Annotated in this window: 22 protein-coding genes; 5 read left to right on the top strand and 17 right to left on the bottom strand. The window is 71.7% G+C overall.

Annotated features, from left to right (window positions below):
* Positions 1-310: 310 nt before the first annotated feature.
* Positions 311-1,192: an alpha/beta fold hydrolase gene (locus ACZ7L7_RS24515; protein WP_285515887.1), complete on the bottom strand. Its 882-nt coding sequence runs from the start codon at positions 1,190-1,192 to the stop codon at positions 311-313.
* A gap of 506 nt (positions 1,193-1,698) precedes the next feature.
* A complete protein-coding gene (locus tag ACZ7L7_RS24510; protein WP_093724326.1) occupies positions 1,699-2,391 on the bottom strand; it encodes a metal-dependent transcriptional regulator in 693 nt (230 codons plus the stop codon).
* 316 nt (positions 2,392-2,707) lie between these two features.
* Here ACZ7L7_RS24510 and ACZ7L7_RS24505 point away from each other — a divergent pair, with 316 nt between their 5' ends.
* A complete protein-coding gene (locus ACZ7L7_RS24505) occupies positions 2,708-3,463 on the top strand; it encodes an SIS domain-containing protein (RefSeq protein ID WP_285515886.1) in 756 nt (251 codons plus the stop codon).
* A gap of 60 nt (positions 3,464-3,523) precedes the next feature.
* On the opposite strand, the gene ACZ7L7_RS24500 is transcribed toward ACZ7L7_RS24505, so the two are convergent.
* Positions 3,524-4,930, bottom strand: a complete 1,407-nt coding sequence (locus ACZ7L7_RS24500) for a PAS domain-containing protein (RefSeq protein WP_472077125.1) — start codon at positions 4,928-4,930, stop codon at positions 3,524-3,526.
* Positions 4,931-5,072: 142 nt separating this feature from the next.
* Complete coding sequence (locus tag ACZ7L7_RS24495; RefSeq protein ID WP_285515884.1) at positions 5,073-5,519, bottom strand: GNAT family N-acetyltransferase; 447 nt, start codon at positions 5,517-5,519, stop codon at positions 5,073-5,075.
* Between the two features lie 532 nt (positions 5,520-6,051).
* Between ACZ7L7_RS24495 and ACZ7L7_RS24490 the strand changes: the two genes are divergently transcribed.
* On the top strand, positions 6,052-7,038 hold the full coding sequence (locus ACZ7L7_RS24490) for an isopenicillin N synthase family dioxygenase (protein ID WP_285515883.1): 987 nt from the start codon (positions 6,052-6,054) through the stop codon (positions 7,036-7,038).
* Between the two features lie 43 nt (positions 7,039-7,081).
* Here ACZ7L7_RS24490 and ACZ7L7_RS24485 read toward each other — a convergent pair whose 3' ends face one another.
* On the bottom strand, positions 7,082-8,182 hold the full coding sequence (locus tag ACZ7L7_RS24485; RefSeq protein ID WP_285515882.1) for a citrate synthase 2: 1,101 nt from the start codon (positions 8,180-8,182) through the stop codon (positions 7,082-7,084).
* 331 nt (positions 8,183-8,513) lie between these two features.
* Between ACZ7L7_RS24485 and pdxH the strand changes: the two genes are divergently transcribed.
* Positions 8,514-9,143: a pyridoxamine 5'-phosphate oxidase gene (gene pdxH, locus ACZ7L7_RS24480; protein ID WP_471592611.1), complete on the top strand. Its 630-nt coding sequence runs from the start codon at positions 8,514-8,516 to the stop codon at positions 9,141-9,143.
* On the opposite strand, the gene ACZ7L7_RS24475 is transcribed toward pdxH, so the two are convergent.
* The 8 genes from ACZ7L7_RS24475 to ACZ7L7_RS24440 are packed head-to-tail and all read right to left on the bottom strand — an operon-like array spanning position 9,133 to position 19,146.
* Positions 9,133-9,759: a TetR/AcrR family transcriptional regulator gene (locus ACZ7L7_RS24475; protein WP_285515881.1), complete on the bottom strand. Its 627-nt coding sequence runs from the start codon at positions 9,757-9,759 to the stop codon at positions 9,133-9,135. The two genes, pdxH and ACZ7L7_RS24475, sit on opposite strands and share 11 nt — an antisense overlap.
* Positions 9,747-10,481 (bottom strand): enoyl-CoA hydratase family protein, encoded by a 735-nt coding sequence (locus ACZ7L7_RS24470; protein ID WP_285515880.1) that lies wholly within the window; start codon positions 10,479-10,481, stop codon positions 9,747-9,749. The genes ACZ7L7_RS24475 and ACZ7L7_RS24470 overlap by 13 nt, the downstream gene beginning before the upstream one ends.
* Positions 10,478-12,046: a 4-coumarate--CoA ligase family protein gene (locus ACZ7L7_RS24465; RefSeq protein WP_472077122.1), complete on the bottom strand. Its 1,569-nt coding sequence runs from the start codon at positions 12,044-12,046 to the stop codon at positions 10,478-10,480. The genes ACZ7L7_RS24470 and ACZ7L7_RS24465 overlap by 4 nt, the downstream gene beginning before the upstream one ends.
* 28 nt (positions 12,047-12,074) lie before the next feature.
* Positions 12,075-13,214: an acyl-CoA dehydrogenase family protein gene (locus tag ACZ7L7_RS24460; protein WP_472077120.1), complete on the bottom strand. Its 1,140-nt coding sequence runs from the start codon at positions 13,212-13,214 to the stop codon at positions 12,075-12,077.
* Positions 13,211-15,067 carry an acetyl/propionyl/methylcrotonyl-CoA carboxylase subunit alpha gene (locus tag ACZ7L7_RS24455; protein WP_285515877.1) on the bottom strand — a complete coding sequence of 619 codons (1,857 nt, stop codon included), beginning with the start codon at positions 15,065-15,067 and terminating at the stop codon, positions 13,211-13,213. Before ACZ7L7_RS24455 ends, ACZ7L7_RS24460 begins: the two co-directional genes overlap by 4 nt.
* A 7-nt stretch (positions 15,068-15,074) precedes the next feature.
* The gene (locus ACZ7L7_RS24450; protein ID WP_453605551.1) at positions 15,075-16,673 is read right to left on the bottom strand and encodes an acyl-CoA carboxylase subunit beta; all 1,599 of its coding nucleotides are present in this window, start codon (positions 16,671-16,673) and stop codon (positions 15,075-15,077) included.
* Entirely contained in the window at positions 16,670-18,352 is a 1,683-nt protein-coding gene (locus ACZ7L7_RS24445) for an acyclic terpene utilization AtuA family protein (RefSeq protein WP_472077118.1), read from the bottom strand. The genes ACZ7L7_RS24450 and ACZ7L7_RS24445 overlap by 4 nt, the downstream gene beginning before the upstream one ends.
* Complete coding sequence (locus ACZ7L7_RS24440; RefSeq protein WP_453605555.1) at positions 18,349-19,146, bottom strand: TIGR03084 family metal-binding protein; 798 nt, start codon at positions 19,144-19,146, stop codon at positions 18,349-18,351. The genes ACZ7L7_RS24445 and ACZ7L7_RS24440 overlap by 4 nt, the downstream gene beginning before the upstream one ends.
* 119 nt (positions 19,147-19,265) lie before the next feature.
* On the opposite strand from ACZ7L7_RS24440, the gene ACZ7L7_RS24435 reads away from it, so the two are divergent.
* Both ACZ7L7_RS24435 and ACZ7L7_RS24430 read left to right on the top strand, forming a co-directional pair.
* On the top strand, positions 19,266-20,114 hold the full coding sequence (locus tag ACZ7L7_RS24435; RefSeq protein WP_285515873.1) for a helix-turn-helix domain-containing protein: 849 nt from the start codon (positions 19,266-19,268) through the stop codon (positions 20,112-20,114).
* Entirely contained in the window at positions 20,074-20,352 is a 279-nt protein-coding gene (locus tag ACZ7L7_RS24430; RefSeq protein WP_285515872.1) for a DUF397 domain-containing protein, read from the top strand. The genes ACZ7L7_RS24435 and ACZ7L7_RS24430 overlap by 41 nt, the downstream gene beginning before the upstream one ends.
* 58 nt (positions 20,353-20,410) lie before the next feature.
* Here the strand turns inward: ACZ7L7_RS24430 and ACZ7L7_RS24425 are convergent, their stop codons facing one another.
* From ACZ7L7_RS24425 to ACZ7L7_RS24410, 4 genes are all read right to left on the bottom strand, one after another.
* Complete coding sequence (locus ACZ7L7_RS24425; RefSeq protein ID WP_453605559.1) at positions 20,411-20,773, bottom strand: DUF6247 family protein; 363 nt, start codon at positions 20,771-20,773, stop codon at positions 20,411-20,413.
* 353 nt (positions 20,774-21,126) lie between these two features.
* Entirely contained in the window at positions 21,127-22,323 is a 1,197-nt protein-coding gene (tgmC, locus tag ACZ7L7_RS24420; protein WP_472077116.1) for an ATP-grasp peptide maturase system methyltransferase, read from the bottom strand.
* Positions 22,320-23,102 carry an MvdC/MvdD family ATP grasp protein gene (locus ACZ7L7_RS24415; RefSeq protein ID WP_472077114.1) on the bottom strand — a complete coding sequence of 261 codons (783 nt, stop codon included), beginning with the start codon at positions 23,100-23,102 and terminating at the stop codon, positions 22,320-22,322. The genes tgmC and ACZ7L7_RS24415 overlap by 4 nt, the downstream gene beginning before the upstream one ends.
* Before the next feature lie 210 nt (positions 23,103-23,312).
* Entirely contained in the window at positions 23,313-23,579 is a 267-nt protein-coding gene (locus ACZ7L7_RS24410) for a putative ATP-grasp-modified RiPP (protein WP_285515868.1), read from the bottom strand.
* Positions 23,580-23,624 lie beyond the last annotated feature (45 nt).

The raw sequence follows: 23,624 nt of genomic DNA, 5'->3' as shown, positions 1-23,624 counted from the left end.
TCAGGCGGGGCGGGGTCCTCGGCCGGGGCGGGCCTCTTCAGGCGAGGCGAGCCTTCTCAGGCAGGGCGGGCCTCCTCAGGCGGGGCGGGCCTCTTCGGCCGGGGCGGGCCTTCTCAGGCGGGGCGGGGTCCTCGGCCGGGGCCTCTTCAGCACGGGGCGGGGGTATCTAAAGCCGGGGCGGCGGGCCTGCGGGGGCACAGGCCTGCGGTGCAGTCGAACGCCGGGCGTCGGCAACTCCCTCAGGGGCGCGGGGAACTGCGCGACAAGCCCCCACCAACCCGCACCCTCCCCCGAACAGAACCCCCCGGGCTCACAGGCGCCCGGCGGCACGTACCGCGTCCAGGAACGGCTCGATCGCCGCCCGCCACGCCTCCGGCTGGTCGTAGTGCACCAAGTGCCCGGCGTCGGCGACCTCCGCGTACTCCCCTTGCGGGAGCACCCGCACCATCTCCTGCGCCTCGGCCCGCCCCAACTCCCCGTCCAGCCCCCGCACGACCAGCGCGGGGCACCGCACCTGCGCCAGCTCCTCCCAGTGCGCGTCGTACACCCACGTCTCCCGGGACTGCAGCATCTGCTCCTGCTCGAAGACCGGCCGCCACCCGTCCTCGCACTCCTGCATGACCTCGGCGTAGAACTCGCCCCGCGCGGGGTTGGGCCGCTCCACCCAGGGATCGTCCTCCCCGAACCACTTGCGGACGTCGGCGAGGGTCGCGAAGGGCAACGGCCAGGACTTGAACCAGTCCGCCCACTCCCGCTGGGACGCGGCGCCGAGCGCGGAGGCCCGCATGTCGCAGATGATCAGCCCCGACACCAGGTCGGGCCGTTTCGCCGCGAGCTGCCAGGCGGTGAGCGCGCCCATGGCGTGGCCGACGAGGACGGCCGGGGCGAGGCCGAGCTGTTCGAGGGCGGCCTCGGCGTCCTCCACGTATGCCTCACGGGTGAAGGCGGCCTTGGCCGGTTTGTCGCTGCGGCCGTGTCCGCGCTGGTCGAGGGCGACGGCGCGGTGCCGCTCGGAGAGCCAGCGGGCTGTGTCCGCCCAGTGCGAGGCGCGGCCCATCAGCCCGTGCAGTAACAGCACGCCGTGCCCCGGTTCGCCCTCGGGGGCCGTGCGGTCGTCCTTGGGTGGGTCGCCGAACTCCCAGGCCGCGAGGCGTACCCCGCCCTTCCCGGTCACGTCGATGCGCCGCGCCATAGGTCCTGGCACCCCCCTAAGGTCCGCCTGCCGTGCCTGTGCGTCGGTCACGCGAGCCTCGCGTGCTGTGTGTTGTCGGAGTGTCCGTCACCCGCAGATTATCGAACCCCTATTCGAAAATGCCGTCTCGGCGGGCAACACCCCTCATTCGAGTGACCTCCCTCAAGGATTGACCGTCGTGGCCGAGGGGAGATCTTCAACGGGAGGCGGACCGCTCGGGGAAAACGGTCCGAGGGGAATGACCCTGGGAGCTCGGGGCTCCGGGTCAGAACAGGGGAGGACAGGCCCCGGCGCCGTAAGGCGCCGGGGCCCTCCACACGGCTGCGGCACATCCTCCGACCCCCTCAGGTCATATGCCTACCGCGACAGCCTCGCACGCGCGGCGCCCGAGCGCTGCGATTCGACGCACTGAATCATGGATTCGGCGCGATCGCTGCGCCGCCCCAACTCCCCCTGTGACACCAGGAGTTGTGTACGACCGGGCGGGTCCGGCAGGCAGACGGGGCTCAGCGCTTGGCGACGAACACGTGCGAGGCGATGTCCGCCTCCAGCTCGGCCGCCTCACCACCGCTGCCCACCAGCACACCGCCCGCGGACTCGGTCACGCTCACCACCGAACCGGGCTGCACTCCGGCCCGCCGGAGCGTGTACATCAGCTGCGCGTCGGTCTGGATCGGCTCGCCGATCCGGCGCACGACGACGGTCTTGCCGTCCGCGCCCGGGTCCAGCTCCGCCAGCGAGACCATGCCCTCGTCGAGGAACGGGTCGGCGCCGTCCTTCTCGCCCAGCTCCTCAAGGCCGGGGATCGGGTTGCCGTACGGGGACTCGGTGGGGTGGCGGAGCAGTTCCAGGACGCGGCGCTCGACGGCCTCGCTCATCACGTGCTCCCAGCGACAGGCCTCGGCGTGCACCTGCTCCCACTCCAGGCCGATCACGTCGACGAGCAGGCACTCGGCGAGCCGGTGCTTGCGCATCACACGGGTGGCCAGGCGGCGGCCCTCGTCCGTGAGCTCCAGGTGGCGGTCGGAGGCGACGGACACCAGGCCGTCCCGCTCCATCCGCGCCACCGTCTGGCTGACGGTCGGCCCGCTCTGGTCGAGCCGCTCGGCGATCCGGGCACGCATCGGGACCACACCTTCCTCTTCCAGTTCGAGGATGGTGCGGAGATACATCTCCGTGGTGTCGATCAGTCCGGACATACGTGCCCCTCGATGAGATCTGCCGGAAGCACGACAGCTTCGCGGCGTGCGCTGGCCCTGGCTCCAATTCTGACGCATAGCGCTGACAACCGTGCCGCGCCGTTGAAACCAGGGGGTTTCGCCCTTGTACACGCCCATGCGCGGCCTTGTGCACTCCCATGCGCGGCCGGGTACCCGCCCCTGCGCGGCGCCCGCCCCGACGCGCACGGTGACCGCGCCGTCGCCGTATTGACACCGCAGTGGTCCAGACCGCACCGTGATCCGCGACACGGATCACGACCGCCCACGGAATTCCCACGGCAAAGGGGCCCCGCGCATGAGCGACCGCAAGCTGTCCGGCCAGTTCTTCGACGCCGCGATCGGGCTGCTGCAGAAGGTCCGCGACGAAGAGGCCGGGAACATCGAGGCGGCGGGCGAACTGCTCGCCGACGCGGTCGCCGGGGGCGGGCGGCTGTTCGCCTTCGGCGCCGGGCACTCCTCGCTGCCCGCGCAGGACGTCGTCTACCGCGCGGGCGGTCTCGCGCTGATGAACCTGCTGGTCGTACCGGGTGTGGTGGGCGTGGACGTGGTGCCCGCGACCCTGGGCTCGGCGCTGGAGCGGGTCGACGGCCTCGCGTCGGCGGTCCTGGACACCTCACCGCTGCGCGCCGACGACGTACTTGTGATCATCTCCCTCTCCGGGCGCAACGCGCTCCCGGTGGAGATGGCCATGAACGCCCGCGCCCTGGGCGTGAAGGTCATCGGCGTGACGTCGGTGGCGTACGCGACGGAGACGAAGTCACGGCACGTCTCCGGCACGTTCCTGAAGGACCACTGCGACGTCGTCCTCGACTCCAGGATCGCGGTCGGCGACGCCGAGCTGACCCTGGACACGGTGCCCGCCCCCTTCGCCCCGGCCTCCACCGTGGTCACCTCGGCCCTCATGCAGGCCGTCATGGCCACGGCGGCGGGCGCCCTGGCCGACCGCGGCATCGAGCCCCCGCTGCTGCGCTCCGGCAACGTCGACGGCGGCCACGAGTGGAACGGCCGGGTGATGGAGGAGTACGGCGACCGGATCTTCTACCGGCACTGAACCCTCACAACCCGCCGGAGACCCTCACAGAGCGCCCCCCGAACCTTTACAGCCCTCCAGCTACAGCGCGCTCGCCAGATCCAGCGCCGCGGCGATCCGGGCCGCCACATCCTCCGCGTACGCCGCGTCCGAGCGCTCGAAGGGGGTGCGGCCCGCTCCCCGGAGGAAGGTCACCACGCCCAGCGTGCGGCCCCGGCTGCGCAGGACCGCGCACAGGGCGTGGACCGACTCCGCGGGCCAGCGGCGGGACTCGGCCCACTCCCGGGCCTGCTCCGCGGGCACCGTGCCGACGCTGGCGCGGACCGAGCCCGCGCGCGAGACGCACTGGAGCGCCGGGTGGCCCTCCGGGTAGCGGACGGGAAGGCCCGCGGCACCCGTGGAGAGGCTGGGTCCGGGCGGACCGGAAGGCGTCGCGGCGGCCCGGACCAGGCGCACCTCGGCGGCCGGTTCCGTATCGCTGAGGAAGCCGCCCGCCACCCGGTCGATCAGCGCGTGGTCGGCGAACCCGGCGAGCGCGAAGTCCAGGTGGACGGTGGCCGCCTCCATCGGGTCCTCGCACTCCGCGGCGGCCCGCGCAGCCCGGTGCAGCTGGTTCGTACGGAAGCGCAGCAGCGCCGCCTCCTGCTCGCCCTGCTTGGCCTCGGTCACGTCCTGGAAGAGCCAGCCCACACCGAGCGGCACCGGCTCCTCGGCCAGCGGGGAGGCGAGCCGGACGAACCCGCAGCGCCAGCAGCGCCGCTGCTCGCCCTCCGGGGTGCGCACGGACACCCAGATCTCGGCGGGCGCGGGCGGCGCGCCCTCGGCGAGCACATGGGTCAGCGCGCTCTCCAGCTCCTCCACGCCCCGGGCCAGCAGCTCGCCCAGCGGACGGCCGAGCACGGACGTACGGCCGATGCCCAGCGCGCGGGCGGCGTGCGCGTTGACCACGGCGGGACGCAGGTCGGCGTCGACGAGGACGACACCCCAGGAGGCGTCCTCGAACAGCGCCTCACTGAGCGCGATGGACCGCTCCAGGTCGATCTGGGCGTGCACCTCGCTGAAGGCGCAGTACACACCCGCGGGCTTGCCGTCGGGACCGCGCACGGCCGCGGACTGGGTGCGCACCAGGACCCGGCCGCCGTCCTTCGTCAGCAGCGCGAACTCGTGCACCTGCCGCCCCGGGGAGTCCATGGCGGACATCAGCCGCCCCTCGACCTCCTCGGCGTCGGCGCTGCGCACCGCCCAGCCGGCGAACCCCTGCCGCCCGACGGCCTCCTCCGCGGTCCAGCCGAGGATGCGCTCGGCCTCGCGGTTCCAGTGGGTGACGACACCATGGGCGTCGAACGCGCACAGGGCCGCATCCATGCCGTCCAGCAGCGCGGCGAGCAGATCGGAGCCGCCCGATCCCTCCGGTCCCTCGGGACCGGACCGCTCGGGCTCGTCCGGCCCCAGCTCGTCGGTGGTCCCACTACGCCGGGAAGCACTCACCTGGACCCCCTGCCAAGCCGCGTCCGCACGCGTACGGTGCGGCGGTTCGCCCACTCACCATCATTCAACTCGAACGTGACCCAGCACACATCGGGTTCCCGCAAGATTTCGAGAATCGTTGTAGGCCGGAAACGTCCCTCACTCACGCACCGAGCCGCAGCGTGAGCCACACCTCGGTCTCGTCGTCGGGCGCCACGTACCGCTCCACCTCGACGAACCCCCGCGCCTGCGCGAACCGCAGCCCGTCCGCGTTCGCGGCGAGCACCACGGTCTGTATGTGCCGCGCCCCGAGCCCGCGCGCGTGGGCGAGGCAGTGCGCGTACAGGGCCGCCCCGATCCCCCGCCCCCGGTACTCGGGCAGCACCCGCGCGATGACGGTCGCGACCCCGTCCTCCGCCCCCGGCGGCCGCACGGTGGAGCACCCGACCAGCTCGTTGCCGAGATAGGCGTTCTCCAGCCGATGGCGCCCACTGCGCTCCCGCACCTCATCGGCACTCACCTCGTCCGGCGGCACCACCACGTTGTGAACGTGCCGCCACTGCTCCAGCATCCGCTCACCGACGGCCACCTCAACACGAAGATCGTTCACGGTCGTCACCTCCCCAGGCCGGGTCCGGCTCAACCCAGGAAAAAAAGTGGTTGATCCCGGCCCGATCGGTTCCTAGTGTGTGGTGCACACGAGAAGGGAGGTGGTTCGGCAGATGTATGAATACCGGACGCGTGAGGTGGCTGCGGGCTAGCGGCCCGACACCCCGCAAGTGCGGTGCCGGACCAGCGCGTGACAGAAGCGCGCAGCCGGCCCAATCCCAAGCAGTCGCCCGACCCGCGAGCTCGCCGGTACGTCCGGCCGGCCCTCCGCCCCGGCGGTGGTCCCGAGCTCGCGGGTCGTCTGCGTTTTCGGCCGCTTCAGCGATGCGCGCGGTCGCCGCGGCGGGCGCGGATGATTTTCGGGTGTGATCTGGGCCATCCGGAAAATCTGTGGCCCGCAGTACCCTGGCGACATGATTTCGCTCGTCCGACGCCGCCACGTGGACTTCCTCCGCGTCACGAGCATGGGCTGTCGGCGCTCCGTCTGAACCCAGCGCCCCCTTTCCTCCCTCACTTCTCCGCGGGACACAGCCATGTCGTCGTACCAGCAGCTTCCGATCATCGACCTCACCGCGCCCGATCTGTCCGAGCGGCTGCACAGCGCCGCCCATGACGTGGGCTTCTTCCAGCTCGTCGGGCACGGGGTCAGTGACCGGGAGACCGAGCGTCTGCTCTCCGCCATGCGGAAGTTCTTCGCCCTGCCCGAGGCCGAGCGGCTCGCGCTCGACAACATCAACTCGCCGCACTTCCGCGGCTACACCCGCACCGGCGACGAGCGCACCGGCGGCGCCCGGGACTGGCGCGACCAGCTCGACATCGGTGCCGAGCGGCCCGCCCGGGTGCCCGGCCCCGGCGAGGCCCCGTACTGGTGGCTCCAGGGCCCCAACCAGTGGCCCGACTCCCTGCCCGAGCTGCGGGAGGCCGCGCTCGCCTGGATCGACCGGCTCAGCTCCGTCGCCGAGCGGCTGCTGCGCGAGCTGCTCACCGCCATCGGGGCGCCCGCCGACTTCTACGACCCGGTCTTCGGCGACTCCGCCCACCCGCACCTGAAGCTCGTGCGCTATCCGGGGAGCGCCGGGGACGGTGCCGATCAGGGTGTGGGCGCCCACAAGGACTACGGGTTCCTGACGCTGCTGCTCCAGGACCAGGTCGGCGGGCTGCAGGTGCAGCGCGCGGACGGCGAGTTCCATGACGTGCCGCCGATCCCCGGCGCCTTCGTCGTGAATCTCGGTGAGCTGCTGGAGGTGGCCACCAACGGCTATCTCGTCGCCACCAACCACCGGGTGGTCTCCCCGCCCGGGGCCACCGAGCGGTTCTCGGTGCCGTTCTTCTACAACCCTCGCCTGGACGCGCGCGTGCAGCCCGTTCCCTTCCCGCACGCCTCCAAGGCGCCCGGGATCACCGAGGACCCGGGCAACCCGCTGTTCGCGGAGTACGGCTACAACGAGCTGAAGGGCAAGCTGCGGGCCCATCCGCTCGTGGCCGAGCGGCATCACCGGGATCTGCTCACGCCGGCCTAGGCACAAAGAAGGGCGCCCCCGCCCAGGGGCGCCCTTTCTCATCTCAGTGCGCGATCTCCGCGTACCCCTCGATCTCCCGCGGGTCCCGGGCGCCGGGGCCGATGTAGCGGGCCGACGGGCGGACCAGGCGGCCGGTGCGCTTCTGTTCCAGGATGTGCGCCGACCAGCCCGCCGTGCGGGCGCAGGTGAACATCGACGTGAACATGTGCGCCGGTACTTCGGCGAAGTCGAGCACGATCGCCGCCCAGAACTCGACGTTCGTGGCGAGCACCCGGTCGGGGCGGCGGGCGTGCAGCTCGGCGAGGGCGGCCTTCTCCAGGGCCTCGGCGATCTCGTAGCGGGGCGCGCCCAGCTCGCGGGCGGTGCGCCGCAGCACTCTGGCGCGCGGGTCCTCGGCGCGGTAGACGCGGTGGCCGAAGCCCATGAGGCGTTCGCCCCGGTCCAGGGCCTGCTTGACGTACGCCTCGGCGTCCCCGGTGCGCTCGATCTCCTCGATCATGTGCAGCACGCGCGAGGGCGCGCCGCCGTGCAGCGGGCCGGACATCGCCCCTACGGCGCCGGAGAGCGCGGCGGCGACGTCGGCGCCGGTGGAGGCGATGACGCGCGCGGTGAAGGTGGAGGCGTTCATGCCGTGCTCGGCGGCGGAGGTCCAGTAGGCGTCGACGGCGGCGACGTGCTTGGGGTCCGGCTCGCCGCGCCAGCGGATCATGAACCGTTCGACGACGGACTGCGCCTTGTCGATCTCGCGCTGCGGGACCATGGGCAGGCCCTGGCCGCGCGCGGACTGGGCGACGTAGGACAGGGCCATCACGGCGGCGCGGGCGAGGTCCTCGCGGGCCTGCTCGGCATCGATGTCGAGGAGCGGTTTCAGGCCCCAGACGGGGGCCAGCATGGCGAGCGCGGACTGCACGTCGACGCGGATGTCGCCGGAGTGGACGGGGATCGGGAAGGGCTCGGCGGGCGGGAGGCCGGGGTTGAAGGCCCCGTCGACCAGCAGACCCCAGACATTGCCGAACGAGACGTGGCCGACGAGGTCCTCGATGTCGACGCCCCGGTACCTGAGTGCGCCGCCCTCCTTGTCGGGTTCGGCGATCTCCGTCTCGAACGCGACGACTCCTTCGAGTCCGGGTACGAAGTCGGACATCAGGCGGCTCCTCGTGATGTGTGCGACAGATGGTGTTGTCGGGACGATGGTGCGACCACGCCCGGGTACGGCGGGGACGGCTGCGCGTCCGGGGGATCCGCGGTCGTGGCTCAAAGGACTCGCGGTCCTGGGAGGTATCCCAGTGATTCCCGGCTGGCGGTCACCCAACCGAGGCGGTGTCAGAACGATATCCCCGAGTGCCACCTTTGGGGAGTGGTTGCGGCACTGAGTGCCACGCAGTGATGAAGGACACCGTGCCGAACGGAGGCCGCGTATACGGCAAGATGACCGCGTGACCGACCGAGACGACGCACATCCGGACCCCTCCGCGATGCGCCGGCAGTACCGGGCCGCGGGACTCAGCGAGACCGACCTGCCGGCCACCCCCGTGGAACAGTTCGCCCGCTGGTTCAAGCAGGCCGCGAGCGAGGCTCATCTGTTCGAACCGAACGCCATGGTCGTCTCCACCGCGAACGCCGAGGGGCACCCCAGTTCGCGCACGGTGCTGCTGAAGCAGTTCGACGAGCAGGGGTTCGTGTTCTTCACGAACTACAACTCCCGCAAGGGCCGCGACCTCGCCGAGAACCCGTATGTGTCGCTGCTGTTCCCGTGGCACCAGATGGCCCGCCAGGTCCTCGTGCTGGGCATCGCGCGGCGCACGGGGCGGGACGAGACGGCCGCCTACTTCCGTACCCGCCCGCACGGCTCCCAGCTGGGCGCGTGGGCCAGCGAGCAGTCCGCGGTGATCTCCACCCGGGCCGACCTGGACGCCTCGTACGCCGAGCTGGCCGCCCGCTACCCGGAGGGCGAGCAGGTGCCGGTGCCGCCGAACTGGGGCGGTTTCCGGGTGGCCCCGCAGTCGGTGGAGTTCTGGCAGGGCCGGGAGAACCGGCTGCACGACCGGCTGCGGTACGTGATCGAGCCGGACGGGAGCTGGCGGGTGGAGCGGCTCAGTCCTTGACGTGGTGGGTGCCAAGGGCGTCGTCCAGCAGCTCCGCCCACTGGGCGACCACGCGCTCGCGGCGCGGGCCGTCGTCCGTGAGCAGGTTGGCCAGGCCCAGGCCGCGGGCCATGTCGAGAAGGCCCTGGACGGTTTCGCGCACGCCCGGTTCGGACTCGTCGGCGCCGAGCAGGTCGACGGCGATGCGGTGGGACTCGCGGCCGACGCGGGCCTCCAGTTCGGTGACCCGCGGGCGCAGCTGCTCCTCGTTGGAGGCGGCCACCCACAGGTGGAGGGCGGCGCGGAAGAGGGGGCCGGTGTAGAGGGCGACCAGGGCCTCGACCACGGCCCGCCGGTCCTGGGCGGCGCCCTGCGGGAACAGGGCGCGCAGGGCGGTGGAGCGTTCCTCGGCGACGTATTCGACGGCGGCGGTGAACAGGTCCTCGCGGGTGGGGAAGTGGTGTTGCGCGGCGCCCCGGGAGACGCCCGCGCGTTCGGCGACGACCGACACCGTGGAGCCCGCCCAGCCGTGCTCGGCGAGGCAGGACACCGCAGCTTCCAGGAGCCGCTGCCGGGTGGCCCGGCTGCGGTCCTGCTTGGGGACGCGTTCGCGTTCCGCCGTACTCACATCACCCATGGGGGATCCCGTCGTTCCAGGAAGGCCGTCATCCCCTCGCGGGCCTGCGCGGAGGCGAACAGCCGGGCCGAGAGCGCGGTCAGCTCCGCCGCGTCCCGGTCGAATGACTCCAGCACCCTAGCCGTGAGCAGCCGTTTCGTCTCGGCTAGGGCCTCGGGGGCGGAGCGTCTGAGGCCGTCGAGGACGGGTTCGAGTACGGCGTCCACGTCGTCCCCGGCGGCGGTCAGCAGGCCGATGCGGGCCGCCTCGGGGGCGTCGAAGCGTTCTCCGGTGAGGTAGTAGCGGGCGAGGGCGCGGGGGTCGGTGCGCGGGAGGAGGGGGAGGGAGATGACCGCGGGGGCCACTCCGATCCTCACCTCGGTGAAGGCGAAGCTCGCCTCGTGCGACGCGGCCGCGATGTCGCAGGCGGCGAGCAGGCCGAGGCCGCCCGCGCGTACGTGGCCGGTGACGCGGGCGACGACCGGGCGGGGCAGCTCGACGATCTGCCGGAGCAGGGCGACGAGGGCGTCGGGGTGGGGCGGGTCGCGCAGGTCGGCGCCCGCGCTGAAGGTGTTGCCGGTGTGGGTGAGGACGACGGCCCGTACGCCGGGGTCCTTGGCGCAGTCGGTGAGCGCGTCGGCCAGCTCGCCGACCAGCGCCGCCGAGAGGGCGTTGCGGTTGGCCGGCGAGTCCAGGCTCAGGGTTTCCACGCCACGCGCGCGTGCCCGGCCGATCAGGCTCACGCGCGCTCCCTCAGCTCGCGGCGGAGGATCTTCCCGGAGGCGGCGCGGGGCACGGTGTCGAGGAAGGTGACCTGGCGGACGCGTTTGTAGGGGGCGACGCGTTCGGCGACGTACATCATGATCTCGCTCTCGGTGAGGTCGCCGGCGGACGGCTGGCGTACGACGTACGCGCGGGGCACTTCGTTGCCGTTGTCGTCGTAGACGCCGATGACGGCGGCGTCGGCGATGCCGGGGTGGGTGAGCAGCAGGGCCTCCAGTTCGGCGGGGGCCACCTGGAAGCCCTTGTACTTGATGAGCTCCTTGACCCGGTCGACGACGAACAGCCAGCCGTCGGCGTCGACATGGCCGACGTCTCCGGTGTGCAGCCAGCCGTCGGGGTCGATGAGCGAGGCGGTGTCGTCGGGGTGGCCGAGGTAGCCCTTCATGACCTGGGGGCCGCGGATGAGGATTTCGCCGGCCTCGCCGACGCCGAGGTCCTTGCCGGGGTCGTCGAGGGAGACGATGCGCATTTCGGTGCCCGCGATGAGCTTGCCGACGGTTCCGGGGGGTGCCTCGCTCATGGCCTCCAGGGGGACGACGTGGGTGCCCGGGGAGAGTTCGGTCATGCCGTAGGCCTGGCCGATCGGGGGCAGGTTCAGGCGCCGGGAGCAGGCGGCGGCGAGTTCGGCGTCGAGGGGGGCGGCGGCGGAGATGAGGTACTTCAGCGACGACAGGTCGTAGTTGTCGACGGCCGGGTGCTTGGCGAGGGCGAGGACGATGGGCGGGGCCACGTAGAGCGCGGTGATGCGGTGCTTCTCGATGGCCGCGAGGAATGTGTCCAGCTCGAAGCGGGGCAGGACGACGACGGTGGCACCCTTGCGCAGGGGCGCGTTCATCAGGGCGGTCAGGCCGTAGATGTGGAAGAACGGCAGGACCGCGAGGACGCGTTCGCCGGGTCCGGCGGTGACGGCGGCGTCGAGCTGGACGAGGTTGGTGGCGATCTGCCGGTGGGTGAGCATGACGCCCTTGGGCACTCCGGTGGTGCCGGAGGAGTAGGGCAGGGCGGCTGTGTCCTCGGCCGGGTCGATATCGACCTCGGGTTCGGGGGCGGTGGTGGCGAGCATGTCGATCAGCGAGCGGTGGCCGGGCGCGCTGTCGCAGACGAAGATCTCCTGGACGCCGCCCGCGAGTTCGGCGGCCCGGCGGGCCGACTCCAGCAGGGGGGAGACGGTGATGATCCAGCGGGCGGCGCTGTCCTTGAGCTGCCGGGCGAACTCCTCGGGGGTGTAGAGCGGGTGCACGGTGGTGACCGAGGCGCCCGCGCGGGTGGCGGCGTAGAAGGCGGTGGGGAAGGCCACGGTGTTGGGGCTGTGCAGGGCGACGACGTCGCCCTTGCGGACCCCGGCCTCGGCGAGGCCCGCGGCGACCTTGCGGTGGAAGCGGTCGACCTGTTCGTAGCTGAGGGTGGTGCCGTCGGTGCCGTCGATCAGAGCGGGCGTGTCGCCGAACTCGGCGGCACGGCCCAGGACGAACTCGTGGATGGGCTGGTCCACGGGAGAGACGTCTGCGTACTCGCTGCGGAACATGGGGCCTCCTCGCACAACGCTGTGCCGGTCAGTACGACTTGGGCAGACCCAAGGTCTGGTGGGAGACGTAGTTGAGAATCATCTCCCTGCTCACCGGTGCAATACGAGACACGCGGGCCGCGGTTATCAATTGGGCGAGGCCGAATTCCCGCGTGAGGCCGTTTCCGCCGAGGGTGTGCACGGACTGGTCGACCGCTTTCACACAGGCCTCCGCGGCCGCGTACTTGGCCATGTTGGCGGCCTCTCCGGCGCCGATGTCGTCACCGGCGTCGTAGAGGTGGGCGGCCTTCTGCATCATCAGGCGGGCGAGTTCGAGTTCGATGTGCGCCTGGGCGAGCGGGTGGGCGATGGCCTGGTGGGCGCCGATGGGCGTCTTCCAGACGGTGCGTTCGCGGGCGTACTCGACGGCCCGGTTCAGGGCGAAGCGGCCCATGCCGATCGCGAACGCGGCGGTCATGATCCGCTCGGGGTTGAGTCCGGCGAACAGCTGGAGCAGGCCCGCGTCCTCGTCGCCGACGAGCGCGTCGGCGGGCAGCCGTACGTCGTCCAGGACCAGCTCGAACTGCTTCTCGACGGCGTTGAGTTCCATGTCGATCTGGGTCCGCTGGAAGCCCTCGGCGTCGCGCGGGACGATGAACAGGCAGGGCTTGAGGTTGCCGGTGCGGGCGTCCGCGGTGCGGCCGACGATGAGGGTGGCGTCGGCGATGTCCACGCCGGAGATGAAGACCTTGCGGCCGGTGAGGATCCAGTCCCCGGTGTCCGGGTCGCGGCGGGCGGTGGTGGTGATGCGGTGGCTGTTGGAGCCCGCGTCGGGTTCGGTGATGCCGAAGGCCATGGTGCGGGTGCCGTCGGCCAGGCCGGGCAGCCACGCCCGCTTCTGCTCCTCGGTGCCGAACCGGGCGATGACCGTGCCGCAGATGGCCGGTGAGACCACCATCAGCATCAGCGGACAGCCTGCGGTCGCCAACTCTTCGAGCACTATGGAGAGTTCGGAGATGCCGCCGCCCCCGCCGCCGTACTCCTCGGGCAGGTTGACGCCGAGGTAGCCGAGTTTGGCCGCCTCCTGCCACAGGGATTCCCGCTCGAAGGTGCGGCCGTGGCGCTTGCCGAGCGCGGCGACCGCCGCGCGCAGGGCCTTGTGCTCATCGGTTTCCAGGGTGACGCTCACTTCTCCTGGTCCTCCTCTACGACGGCGAGCAGAGTTCCGACGGCGACCTGGTGGCCGACGGCGGCGTGCAGTGCGCTGAGCGTTCCCGTGACCGGTGCGGTGATCCTGTGTTCCATCTTCATCGCCTCCAGCCACAGGAGGGTCTGTCCGGCCTGGACGGCCGCCCCTTCGGCGAGCCCTTCCGCGAGGCGTACGACCGTGCCCGGCATGGGCGCCAGCAGGGAGCCCGGGGCGTGCTGGGCGGTGGGGTCGGGGAAGCGCGGCAGGGCGGTCAGGACGGTGGTGTTGACGTGGACGCGGTCCCCGTAGCGCGCCACCTCGAACCGGCGCCGTACGCCGTCGACTTCAAGGACGACGAGGTGCGGGTCGGCGTGCACGACGCGCACGCCGTCCGCCTCCAGGCCGCCCGTGCGGGTGTGCCGGTAGCGCACCTCGTGCTCCTCGCCGGCCAGGGCGTAGCGGCGGATCTGGGGCTGGGAGGGGACGTTGCGCCAGCCTCCGAAGCGGGAGCCGGTGCGGCGGGCGTCGGCGAGGGCGGCGGCGAGCGGGGCGTGCGGGTCGGGGGCGGGCTCGGTGAGTTCGGGCAGATGACGGTCGTAGAAGCCGGTGTCCGTCCGCGCGGTGGTGAACTCCTCGTGGCGCAGGGAGCGTACGAGGAGGTCGCGGTTGGTGGTGGGGCCGTGGACCGCGGCGCGTTCGAGGGCGCCCGCGAGTTTGCGGATCGCGGCGGCGCGGGTGGGGGCGTGGGCGATGACCTTGGCGAGCATCGGGTCGTAGTGGACGCCGATCTCGTCGCCGTCGGTGTAGCCGGTGTCCAGGCGGACGCCGTCGGGGACGGCGAGGCGGTTCAGGGTGCCGGTCTGCGGGGCCCAGTCGTGGGCCGGGTCCTCGGCGTAGAGGCGGGCCTCGACGGCGTGCCCGCGCGCGGGCGGCGGCTCGGGGTCCAGGCGCCGCCCCTCGGCGACGGCGATCTGGAGGGCGACCAGGTCGACGCCGTACACCTCCTCGGTGACCGGGTGCTCGACCTGGAGGCGGGTGTTCATCTCCAGGAAGTGCGCGGTGTCGTCGGCGACCAGGAACTCGACGGTGCCCGCGCCGACGTAGTTCACGGCGCGCGCGGCGCGCACGGCCAGCGCGCGCAACTCCTGAGCGAGCCGGTCGGAGAGGCCGGGCGCGGGCGCCTCCTCGATGACCTTCTGGTGGCGGCGCTGGAGGGAGCAGTCGCGTGTGCCCAGCGCCCACACCGTGCCGTGCGCGTCCGCGAGCACCTGCACCTCCACATGGCGCCCGCGCTCCACATACGGCTCGATGAACACCTCGCCGTCACCGAAGGCGCTCGCGGCCTCGGCGCGCGCGCCCTCCAGGGCGGCGCTGAGATCCTCAAGGCGGCGCACGATCCGCATCCCGCGCCCCCCGCCGCCCGCTGCCGCCTTCACGAGCACCGGCAGGTCGCTCTGCGCGACCTCGCGCAGCGGTGCGAGCCCCATGAGCTTCTTCGCGCGCGTCTTGGACGCCATCGCCTCGATCGCCTGCGGCGGCGGCCCGATCCACACCAGCCCCGCGTCGATCACGGCCCGCGCGAAGTCGGCGTTCTCCGACAGGAACCCGTAACCGGGGTGCACGGCGTCCGCGCCGGCCGCGACGGCGGCCTTCACGATCAGGTCGCCGCGCAGATATGTCTCCGCGGGCGTCGCACCCGGCAGCCGTACGGCGGCGTCGGCCACGCGCGCGTGCAGCGCGTTCTCGTCCGCGTCCGAGTGCACGGCGACCGTCCGGATTCCCAACTCACCACAGGTGCGGAAAACGCGGCAGGCGATCTCGCCCCGATTGGCGACGAGTACAGAAGTGATCACTTGTCCCTCACATCCGGAAAACGCCGAAGCCACCGCGCGCGCCCTCGTAGGGCGCGGTGTGGAGGGCGGACAGGCACAGGCCGAGGACGGTGCGGGTGTCGCGCGGGTCGATGACGCCGTCGTCGTAGAGCCGCCCGGACAGGAACATCGGCAGCGACTCGGACTCGATCTGCTGCTCCACCATGGCCCGCAGCGCCGCGTCCGCCTCGTCGTCGTACGGCTGCCCCTTGGCGGCGGCCGACTGGCGGGCGACGATCGACAGCACGCCCGCGAGCTGCTGCGGCCCCATCACGGCCGACTTGGCGGACGGCCAGGCGAACAGGAAGCGCGGATCGTACGCCCGCCCGCACATCCCGTAGTGCCCGGCGCCGTAGGAAGCGCCCATCAGGACGGACAGGTGCGGCACGCGCGAATTGGAGACCGCGTTGATCATCATCGCCCCGTGCTTGATGATCCCGCCCTGCTCGTACTCCTTGCCGACCATGTAGCCGGTGGTGTTGTGCAGGAACAGCAACGGGATGTCGCGCTGGTTGGCGAGCTGGATGAACTGCGCGGCCTTCTGCGACTCCTCGCTGAACAGCACGCCCTGCGCGTTGGCGAGGATGCCGACCGGATAGCCGTGCAGGGCGGCCCACCCGGTGACCAGGCTGCTGCCGTACAGCGGCTTGAACTCGTCGAAGTCGGAGGCGTCGACGAGCCGCGCGATCACCTCACGCGGGTCGAACGGCACCTTCAGATCGCCGGGGACGATCCCGAGCAGTTCCTCCTGGTCGTACTTGGGCGGCTCGGCCGGCCCGGGATCCGGGTACGCCTTGCGGTGGTTGAGCCGCGCCACCACCCGCCGCGCCTGCCGCAGCGCGTCCGGCTCGTCCACGGCGAAGTAGTCCGCGAGCCCCGACACACGCGCGTGCATCTCGGCGCCGCCCAGCGACTCGTCGTCGCTCTCCTCACCGGTCGCCATCTTCACCAGCGGCGGCCCGCCGAGGAACACCTTGGCGCGCTCCTTGACCATGATCACGTGGTCGGACATACCGGGGACGTAGGCGCCGCCCGCGGTGGAGTTCCCGAAGACGACGGCGATCGTCGGAATCCCGGCGGCGGAAAGCCGGGTGAGATCCCGGAAGATGGCCCCGCCGGGAATGAAGATCTCCTTCTGGGACGGCAGGTCGGCACCACCGGACTCCACCAGGCTGATACAGGGCAGCCGGTTGGCGAGCGCGATGTCATTGGCGCGCAGAGCCTTCTTCAAGGACCAGGGATTACTGGCCCCGCCCCGCACGGTCGGATCATTGGCGGTGATCAGACACTCCACACCCTCAACAACCCCGATCCCGGTGACGAGGGAGGCGCCCACGGCGTAATCGCTCCCCCAGGCCGCCAACGGCGACAGCTCAAGGAAAGGCGTGTCCGGGTCGAGCAGCAGCTCGATGCGCTCCCGCGCGAGGAGCTTGCCGCGCCCCCGGTGCCGGGCGATGTACTTCTCGCCGCCGCCCGCGATCGCCTTGGCGTGCTCGGTGTCGAGATCGGCCAGCTTGGCGAGCATCGCCTCGCGGTTGGCCCGGAACTCCGGGCTCTGCACATCCAGCGCGGAGGACAGAACGGTCACAGGAGAGCCTCCGGTATGTCCAGGTGGCGCGAGCGCAGCCACTCGCCGAGCGCCTTGGCCTGCGGATCGAAACGGTGCTGAGCGGCGACTCCGGCGCCGAGGACACCCTCGACGACGAAGTTCAGGGCGCGCAGGTGGGGCAGTACGTGCCGGGTGACGGGGAGGGCGGCGGCCTCCGGGATCAACTCCCGGAACCGCTCGACGGTCAGCTCGTGCACGAGCCAGCGCCAGGCGTCGTCGCCACGGACCCAGACCCCCACATTGGCGTCCCCGCCCTTGTCCCCGCTCCGGGCCCCGGCGACCCGCCCGAGAGGGGCACGGGTGCGCGGTCCGGGCGGCAGGGCCTCTGGGAGCGGGGGCTCCGGTACGGCGTCCAGTACGGCGGTGTCGGGCGGCGGCGCTACGGGCAGACGCTCGCCGTCGGGAAGGACGGCGACGTGGGGCACGTCGCCCTGAGGGACGTAGGTCGCCTCGAAGACGCCGTACGGGGCTCCCTTCCCGGGCGGGGCGAGCACATGGAAGCCGGGGTAACTGGCGAGGGCGAGCTCGATGGCGGCACCGCTGAGCGCCCGTCCGACGGCGGCCTGGTCGGGGTCCCGGACGACGAGCCGGAGGAGAGCACTGGCCAGCTCCTCGCTGTCGGCGTCGGCCCGATCGCTACGCACCAGCTCCCATGTGACGTTCTGAGGCGGCGACTTGGCGAGCGCATCCGTCAACTGGGCGCGCACCAGCTCGGCCTTGGCCTCGATGTCGAGCCCGGTGAGCACGAAGGTGACCTCGTTGCGGAACCCACCGAGCCGGTTGACGCCGACCTTGAGCGTGGGCGGCGGAGCCTCGCCGCGTACGCCGTCGATACGGACCCGATCGGGCCCGTCCTGGCTGAGCCGGACGCTGTCGAGTCGGGCCGTGACATCGGGCCCGGCGTACCGGGCGCCGGAGGTCTCGTACAGGAGTTGGGCGGTGACGGTGCCGATGTCGACGAAGCCACCGGCGCCGGGGTGCTTGGTGATGACGGCGGAGCCGTCCTCGTGGATCTCGGCGAGCGGGAAGCCGGGGTGGAGGAGATCGCGGACCGGCCGTTCGCCGAAGAAGGCGTAGTTCCCGCCGGTGGCCTGCGCCCCGCACTCCAGCACATGCCCGGCGACGACGGCGCCCGCGAGTCGGTCGTAGTCGTCCGGCGCCCATCCGAAGTGCGCGGCGGCGGGCCCGGTGACCAGGGCGGCATCGGTCACGCGCCCGGTGACGACGACATCGGCGCCCGCGCGTAGGCAGGCGGTGATCCCGAAACCTCCGAGGTAGGCGTGGGCGGCGAGGCTGCCGGGGTGGGCGGAGGTGAGGTCGTCGCCCTCGACGTGGGCGACACGGACGGACAGGCCGAGGCGCTCGGCCAACTGCCGTACAGCGGCGGCGAGTCCGGCGGGGTTGAGCCCTCCGGCGTTGGCGACGATACGGACCCCGCGCTCCTGGGCGAGCCCCAGACACTCTTCCAACTGCCGCAGAAAGGTGCGGGCGTACCCGGCGCCGGTGTCCTTCAGGCGGTCCCGGCCGAGGATGAGCATGGTCAGCTCGGCGAGGTAATCGCCGGTGAGGACGTCGAGTTCGCCTCCGGTCAGCATCTCGCGCATGGCGTCGAAACGGTCGCCGTAGAAGCCGGAGGCGTTGCCTATGCGGAGGGTCACGGCGTGTCCTCCGTCTTGGCCGGCCGCCCTTCACCGGGCGGCCCCGCGAAGGCCTGCGCGATGTCCAGCCAGCGGTCGGCGTCCTCGCCCTCCGCCGTCACGGCGAGGTCGGCGCGGTTCGCGCGGCGCGTGACCAGCAGGCAGAAGTCGAGGGCGGGGCCGGTGACGCGCTGGCGGGCGTCTTCGGGGCCGTAAGCCCAGGTGCCGCCGCTGGGTGCCTCGATCTCGACGCGGAACTCCTCGGTGGGCGGGGTGAGTCCGTGGACGAAGTAGGCGTAGTCCCGCGCCCGCACTCCGATGCGGGCAACGTGCCGCAGCCGGTCGGTGGGCGGCCGCTCCACACCCAGGGCGTCCGCCACGTCCTGGCCGTGCGCCCAGGTCTCCATCAGGCGGGCGGAGGCCATGGAGGCGGCGGCCATGGGCGGGCCGTACCAGGGGAAGCGGGCGCCGGCGGGGGCGGAGGCGAGGGCGTCGGCGAGCGCGGTACGGCCCTTGCGCCACTCCGCGAGCAGTTCGGCCGGCGGGGTCTTGGACCCCCGCTCGGCGCCCTCGTCGACGAAGGTGTCGGGTGCGACCAGCGCCTTCTCCACCTCCTTCGCGAAGGCGTCCGGGTCCGTCACGGCGAGCAGTGCGGCGTGGTCGGTCCAGGCGAGGTGCGCGATCTGGTGGGCGATCGTCCAACGAGGGGCGGGCGTGGCGAGGGACCACTGGTCCGGGCTCAACTCGGCCACCAGCCGGTCGAGTTCATCGCTTTCGGCACGCAGGTCGTCGAACACGGGGGTCGGGTCGGCCATGGGGAGGAGCATGGCAGCGGGTTCAGAATCAATCAAGCACGCTTGCATGATTCTTTTTCCACAACTCCGGTATCTGTGTGCGGTCGTGTGGCTACTCTCGGTGATTGAAGGTGGTCACTGTGTCCAACATTCGCCAGCTCGACCCGAGCGCGTCCCCGCTCGACTACTACGGCTACGAACTGCGCCGGGCGCGGGAGGCGGCGGGGCTGACGCAGGCGCAGCTCGGGGCGATCGTGTTCTGTACGGGGTCCCTGGTCGGCCAGATCGAGACGACGTTAAAGGTCCCGACGCGGGAGTTCTCGGAGCGCGTGGACGCGGCGCTGGGGGCGGACGGGAGGTTTTCGCGGCTGGTGGGGTTGGTTTTGCGGAACCAACTGCCGAGCTGGTTCCAGCCGTATGCGGAGATGGAAGCGCGGGCTACTCACATCGCCACATACCAGTCGCAGGTGATCTACGGCTTGCTCCAAACCCCGGCCTACGCGCGAGCGGTGTTGCATGCCGGCTGGTCAGAGGCACTGGACGACAAGGTCGCGGCCCGACTGGACCGGCAGCGCATCCTGACCAGGGAGAAGCCGCCGCTGATCTGGGTGATCCTGGACGAGGCCACGCTCCTACGGCCCTTCGGGAGCCGCCAGATCATGCGGGAGCAGCTCACGCACCTGCTGGGCTTCCGGGACCAACTCAAGGTGCGTGTACAGGTACTGCCGTTCAGTGCCGGTCACCACCCCGCCACGGCAGGCTCGTTCAACGTACTGCGCTTCAAGGACCACCCGAGCATCACCTACTCCGAGAACTACGACTCGGGCTTCATGACGGCCAACCCGGACGTCGTCGAGGACTGTTCGCATCGTTACGATCATCTGCAGGCCGCAGCCCTCTCCATCGAGGACTCGGCGGCACTGATCGCCCGCATCCGGGAGGAACGCTATGCAGAGCAGTCAGACCCTGACGAGAGTGCAGTGGCGTAAGTCGTCCTACAGCGGGGGCACCGGCGGTGATTGCGTCGAGTGCGCAACGCTCGGAAACACCGCGTGGCGCAAGTCGTCGCACAGCGGCAACACCGGCGGTGCGTGCGTCGAGGTCGCCGACCTAACCCCCCACATCGCCATCCGCGACTCCAAGAACCCCGCCCACGGAGCCCTCACCGTCACCCCCGAGAGCTTCGCCCGGTTCGTCTCCGCGACCGCGGACGGGGTTTTCGGCTAACGCAAGCTTCAAAGGGCCGTCCGCTTCGGATGAAGGGGGCGGCCTTCGGCGTGCCGGGTCACCCCGCGCGTACCGCTTCCGCAGCAGCCCGGTAGATGGCGCTGGCCGCAGTCAGGTGGCCGCGCGCTTGCTCGGGCGTCGTCGCCACCTGCGCCAGGTACTCGGCGCGGCGGTACGCCTTGGCCGTACCCGGATGGCGCTCGATCTCAATGCGCGTTGCCCAGTGAGCGAGGCAGGCGTGGACGGGCCCGAGGGAGCCCTCCCGCACCGCCTCCTCCAGCGCCGCGTCCCTGGCCCGGTCGTACGCCGCAAGAAGCCGGGGCGCAACAACGGCGCAGGCCGCCCGCAGGGCACCCGGAGTGCGCTCCGGGCGCGGGATCAAGGGCCGACCGCCTCCCGTCGGCGCGTACTGGAAGCTCAACCCGCCGCCCCTTTCGCAGGCGTACCACCGTCGGCGTTTTGGACCCCATAGCCTCCCAGTGACCGCACCGCCGCCGCCAATTGGCAGATCCGGCCACCAGCCCATCCGCATCAGGGGTATCGCCGAGAGCTTGCGTGGGCATCGGATGCCACGGACTGCGATGAGCATCTGGTAGCCCGGAGATAGTGGTGGAGTTCGTTCGGCGCCAGGTGGGAGATCGACGGCGTGATGGTCCTGGACATCCGCGACGCCGTACGCGGCGTGTGCGAGGCCGGAAGCGGCTGAGGACGCACGCCAGGCGCCCGGCGGGGCCGTCACACTCCCGCCGGGCGCCTGGGTCTCGTGCGGGCCCGTCAGGGTCTCGGCAACGGCAGGCCGGGCAGGTGTGGGTGCCGCAGGTGCTGCCCGCCGTCGTACACGTGCAGGGTGAACGTCTCCGGCCCAGGCCGGTCCGCCTCGTCGTAAGCGGACAGCACGCGCTCGATCCGCTCCCACAGCCGCACCGGGCCGCCCTCGCGTACCTCCCACCGGCCGTCTGTGGGGGTGAGGGTGGCGGCGGAGCCGGTGACGACGTCGACCAGATGCACCACGTCGCCCACGGTGGTCATCTGCGCGTCCGGCACGGCGCACTGGGCGAGGAACCGCAGGTGGAACGCCTCCTCGGTCGCGGCCGTGATCCGCTCCGGGGAGTGCCGGGCCGCCCGGCCCGCTTCCGGGAGCCCTGCGGCCCAGTGGGCGGGGTTGCCGAAGGCCGGCGCCGCGTGGGTGCGGGCGGGCATGAAGGACACGGTGCCGCCCAGGAGATGGCCCTCGGCGGTGCCGTCGCCGTTCACGGTGAGCAGGACACGGGCGTATCCGTAGAGCCAGCCGGACAGGGTGAGCAGGATCTTCCCGCCCGGCCTCACCTGGGCGAGCAGCGCCGGGGGGACGGCGCGGAAGGAGCAGGCGGCCACGATTCGGTCGAACTTCGCCTCCGGCCAGTACCCGTGCAGGCCGTCCACCACGGCCAGGGTCGGCGTGTAGCCGCACGCGCACAGCGCGCTCGCCGCCTGCTCCAGCCGGTGCGGGTCGACCTCGATGCTGGTGACGTCGGCTGATCCGAGGCGTTCGCAGGCCAGCGCGGTGGAGTAGCCGGTGCCGGTGCCGATCTCCAGCACCGTGTGGCCTTCCCTCACGTCCGCATCGGCCCACATGCGTACGACCAGCGAGGGCAGCGTGGACGACGAGGTCGGTGCCCCGCCGTGCCGCACCTGCGGGTTCTTCCAGTCGGGTTCGTTGCCGTCGAACTGCGTGATGAGCGTCGTGTCGGAGTACGCGGCGGCCAGCCAGCGGCCATAGTCGGTCCCGGCGGTGACCGGCTCCCACACCGCCAGCCCCTGCCCATCGCGCCCATCGGCGGGCAGGTAGAAACCCGGCACGAACCGGTGCCGGGGCACCGTCTCCACGGCCGCCCGCCAGCCGGGATCGGTGAGAACGCCGTCCTCGGCGAGGGCCTTGGCCATCGCCTCGCGCAGACGGGCGGCGTCGGTGTCCAAGCCGGCGGACATCATCGCGCTCCGCCTCCTTCCGTGCTCATGCTCGTGCTCAGGATGTCGACGAACGCCTCGGTGATCCAGCTGGCGTCGGGCAGCCAGCCCCACTGGCCGTTGGGGTTGCACTCGATGAACACCCAGTCCTCTGCCTCGTCGCCGTCGCCGGTCAGGGCGAAGTCGAAGCAGCCGAAGACCAGGCCGAACGCGGCCAGGTAGCTGTGCAGGACCGCTTCGACCGCGCCCGGCACCGCGATGGGCGCGTGCAGGAGCGAGTCCCAGTCGCCGCGGCGCCAGTCCAGCGCGCCGTCCGGGGCGGCTATCTGCTGGGCGAACGCCTTCTGCCCGACCACGGTCACGCGCACGTCGCCGGTCTTGGGGATCTCCGCCTGGAACAGGTGCGCGGCCACCGCGAGCGTGCCGTCGAAGGTGTCGGGGTCCACCCGCTGGGTCCAGATCGCGCCCGTGTGCCCGTCGGCGGCGCGGGGCAGACCGCGGAACGTCTTGTAGATCACGGACCCGTGGTCGGCGGCGAACTTCCGCGCCTGTTCCACGTCGTTGGTGACCAGCGTCGGCGGGATCGTGAAGCCGAGCTGGGCGGCGAGCTGAAGCTGGGCGGGTTTGAAGTCCGCGGCCGTCACCGCCGATGGATGGTTCACGTAGTGGGCGCCGTGCAGGTGGTTGAGGATGCCGCCAAGCCCGTGCCGGGCCTCGGCGGCGGCGAAGTCGCGCTGCTGGGCGGGCAGGTGCTCGAACCGGGCGGCGTAGGGGGTGGGGCGGCGGTAATACACCGCCGCCACCTCCCCCAGCTCCACCTCCCGGCTGCCGGTGACCAGCCGCCCCGTCCAGACCGGCGCCCCGGCGCCGATGCGGGCGCCGAAGGCCCGGGGCCGATGTCGGCCGGGTCGACCCGTACGACGGGCACCTCGCGCTCGTTCAGCGCGACGATGACCCAGTCCGCGGTGACGTCTTCCAGCGCGGTGACGACCAGGACGGTGGAGGCCATCGGATCAGTCCGACTCGTAGTCGGTGGTGTGGTCGTCCTGCGTCTGCGGCTGCGGGCTCTGCCCGTCGCCGCCCCCGGACATCGAGGCCGTGCCGGTGGTCTTGCTCCTGCCGTGCTTGCCCATCTCCACCGTCTGGCCGGCGGCGTCGGTGTAGACGGCGGTCTGGGTGGCCGCGTCGAGGGTCACCGCGGCGTACGCGGGCGGGCCAACCGGAAGCCGGTCGGTGACCAGCCGCATCGCCCACGGAGCCTGGGGTGCAAGCGTCGCCATGCGAGTTCCCTTCCTCTTGCCTCATGCGGATAGCCGGACGACTAC

The sequence above is a fragment of the Streptomyces sp. NPDC110618 genome, from assembly GCF_055657065.1.
The sequence above is the reverse complement of the archived record's forward strand: the minus strand, read 5'-3'. Positions and strand labels throughout refer to the sequence as shown.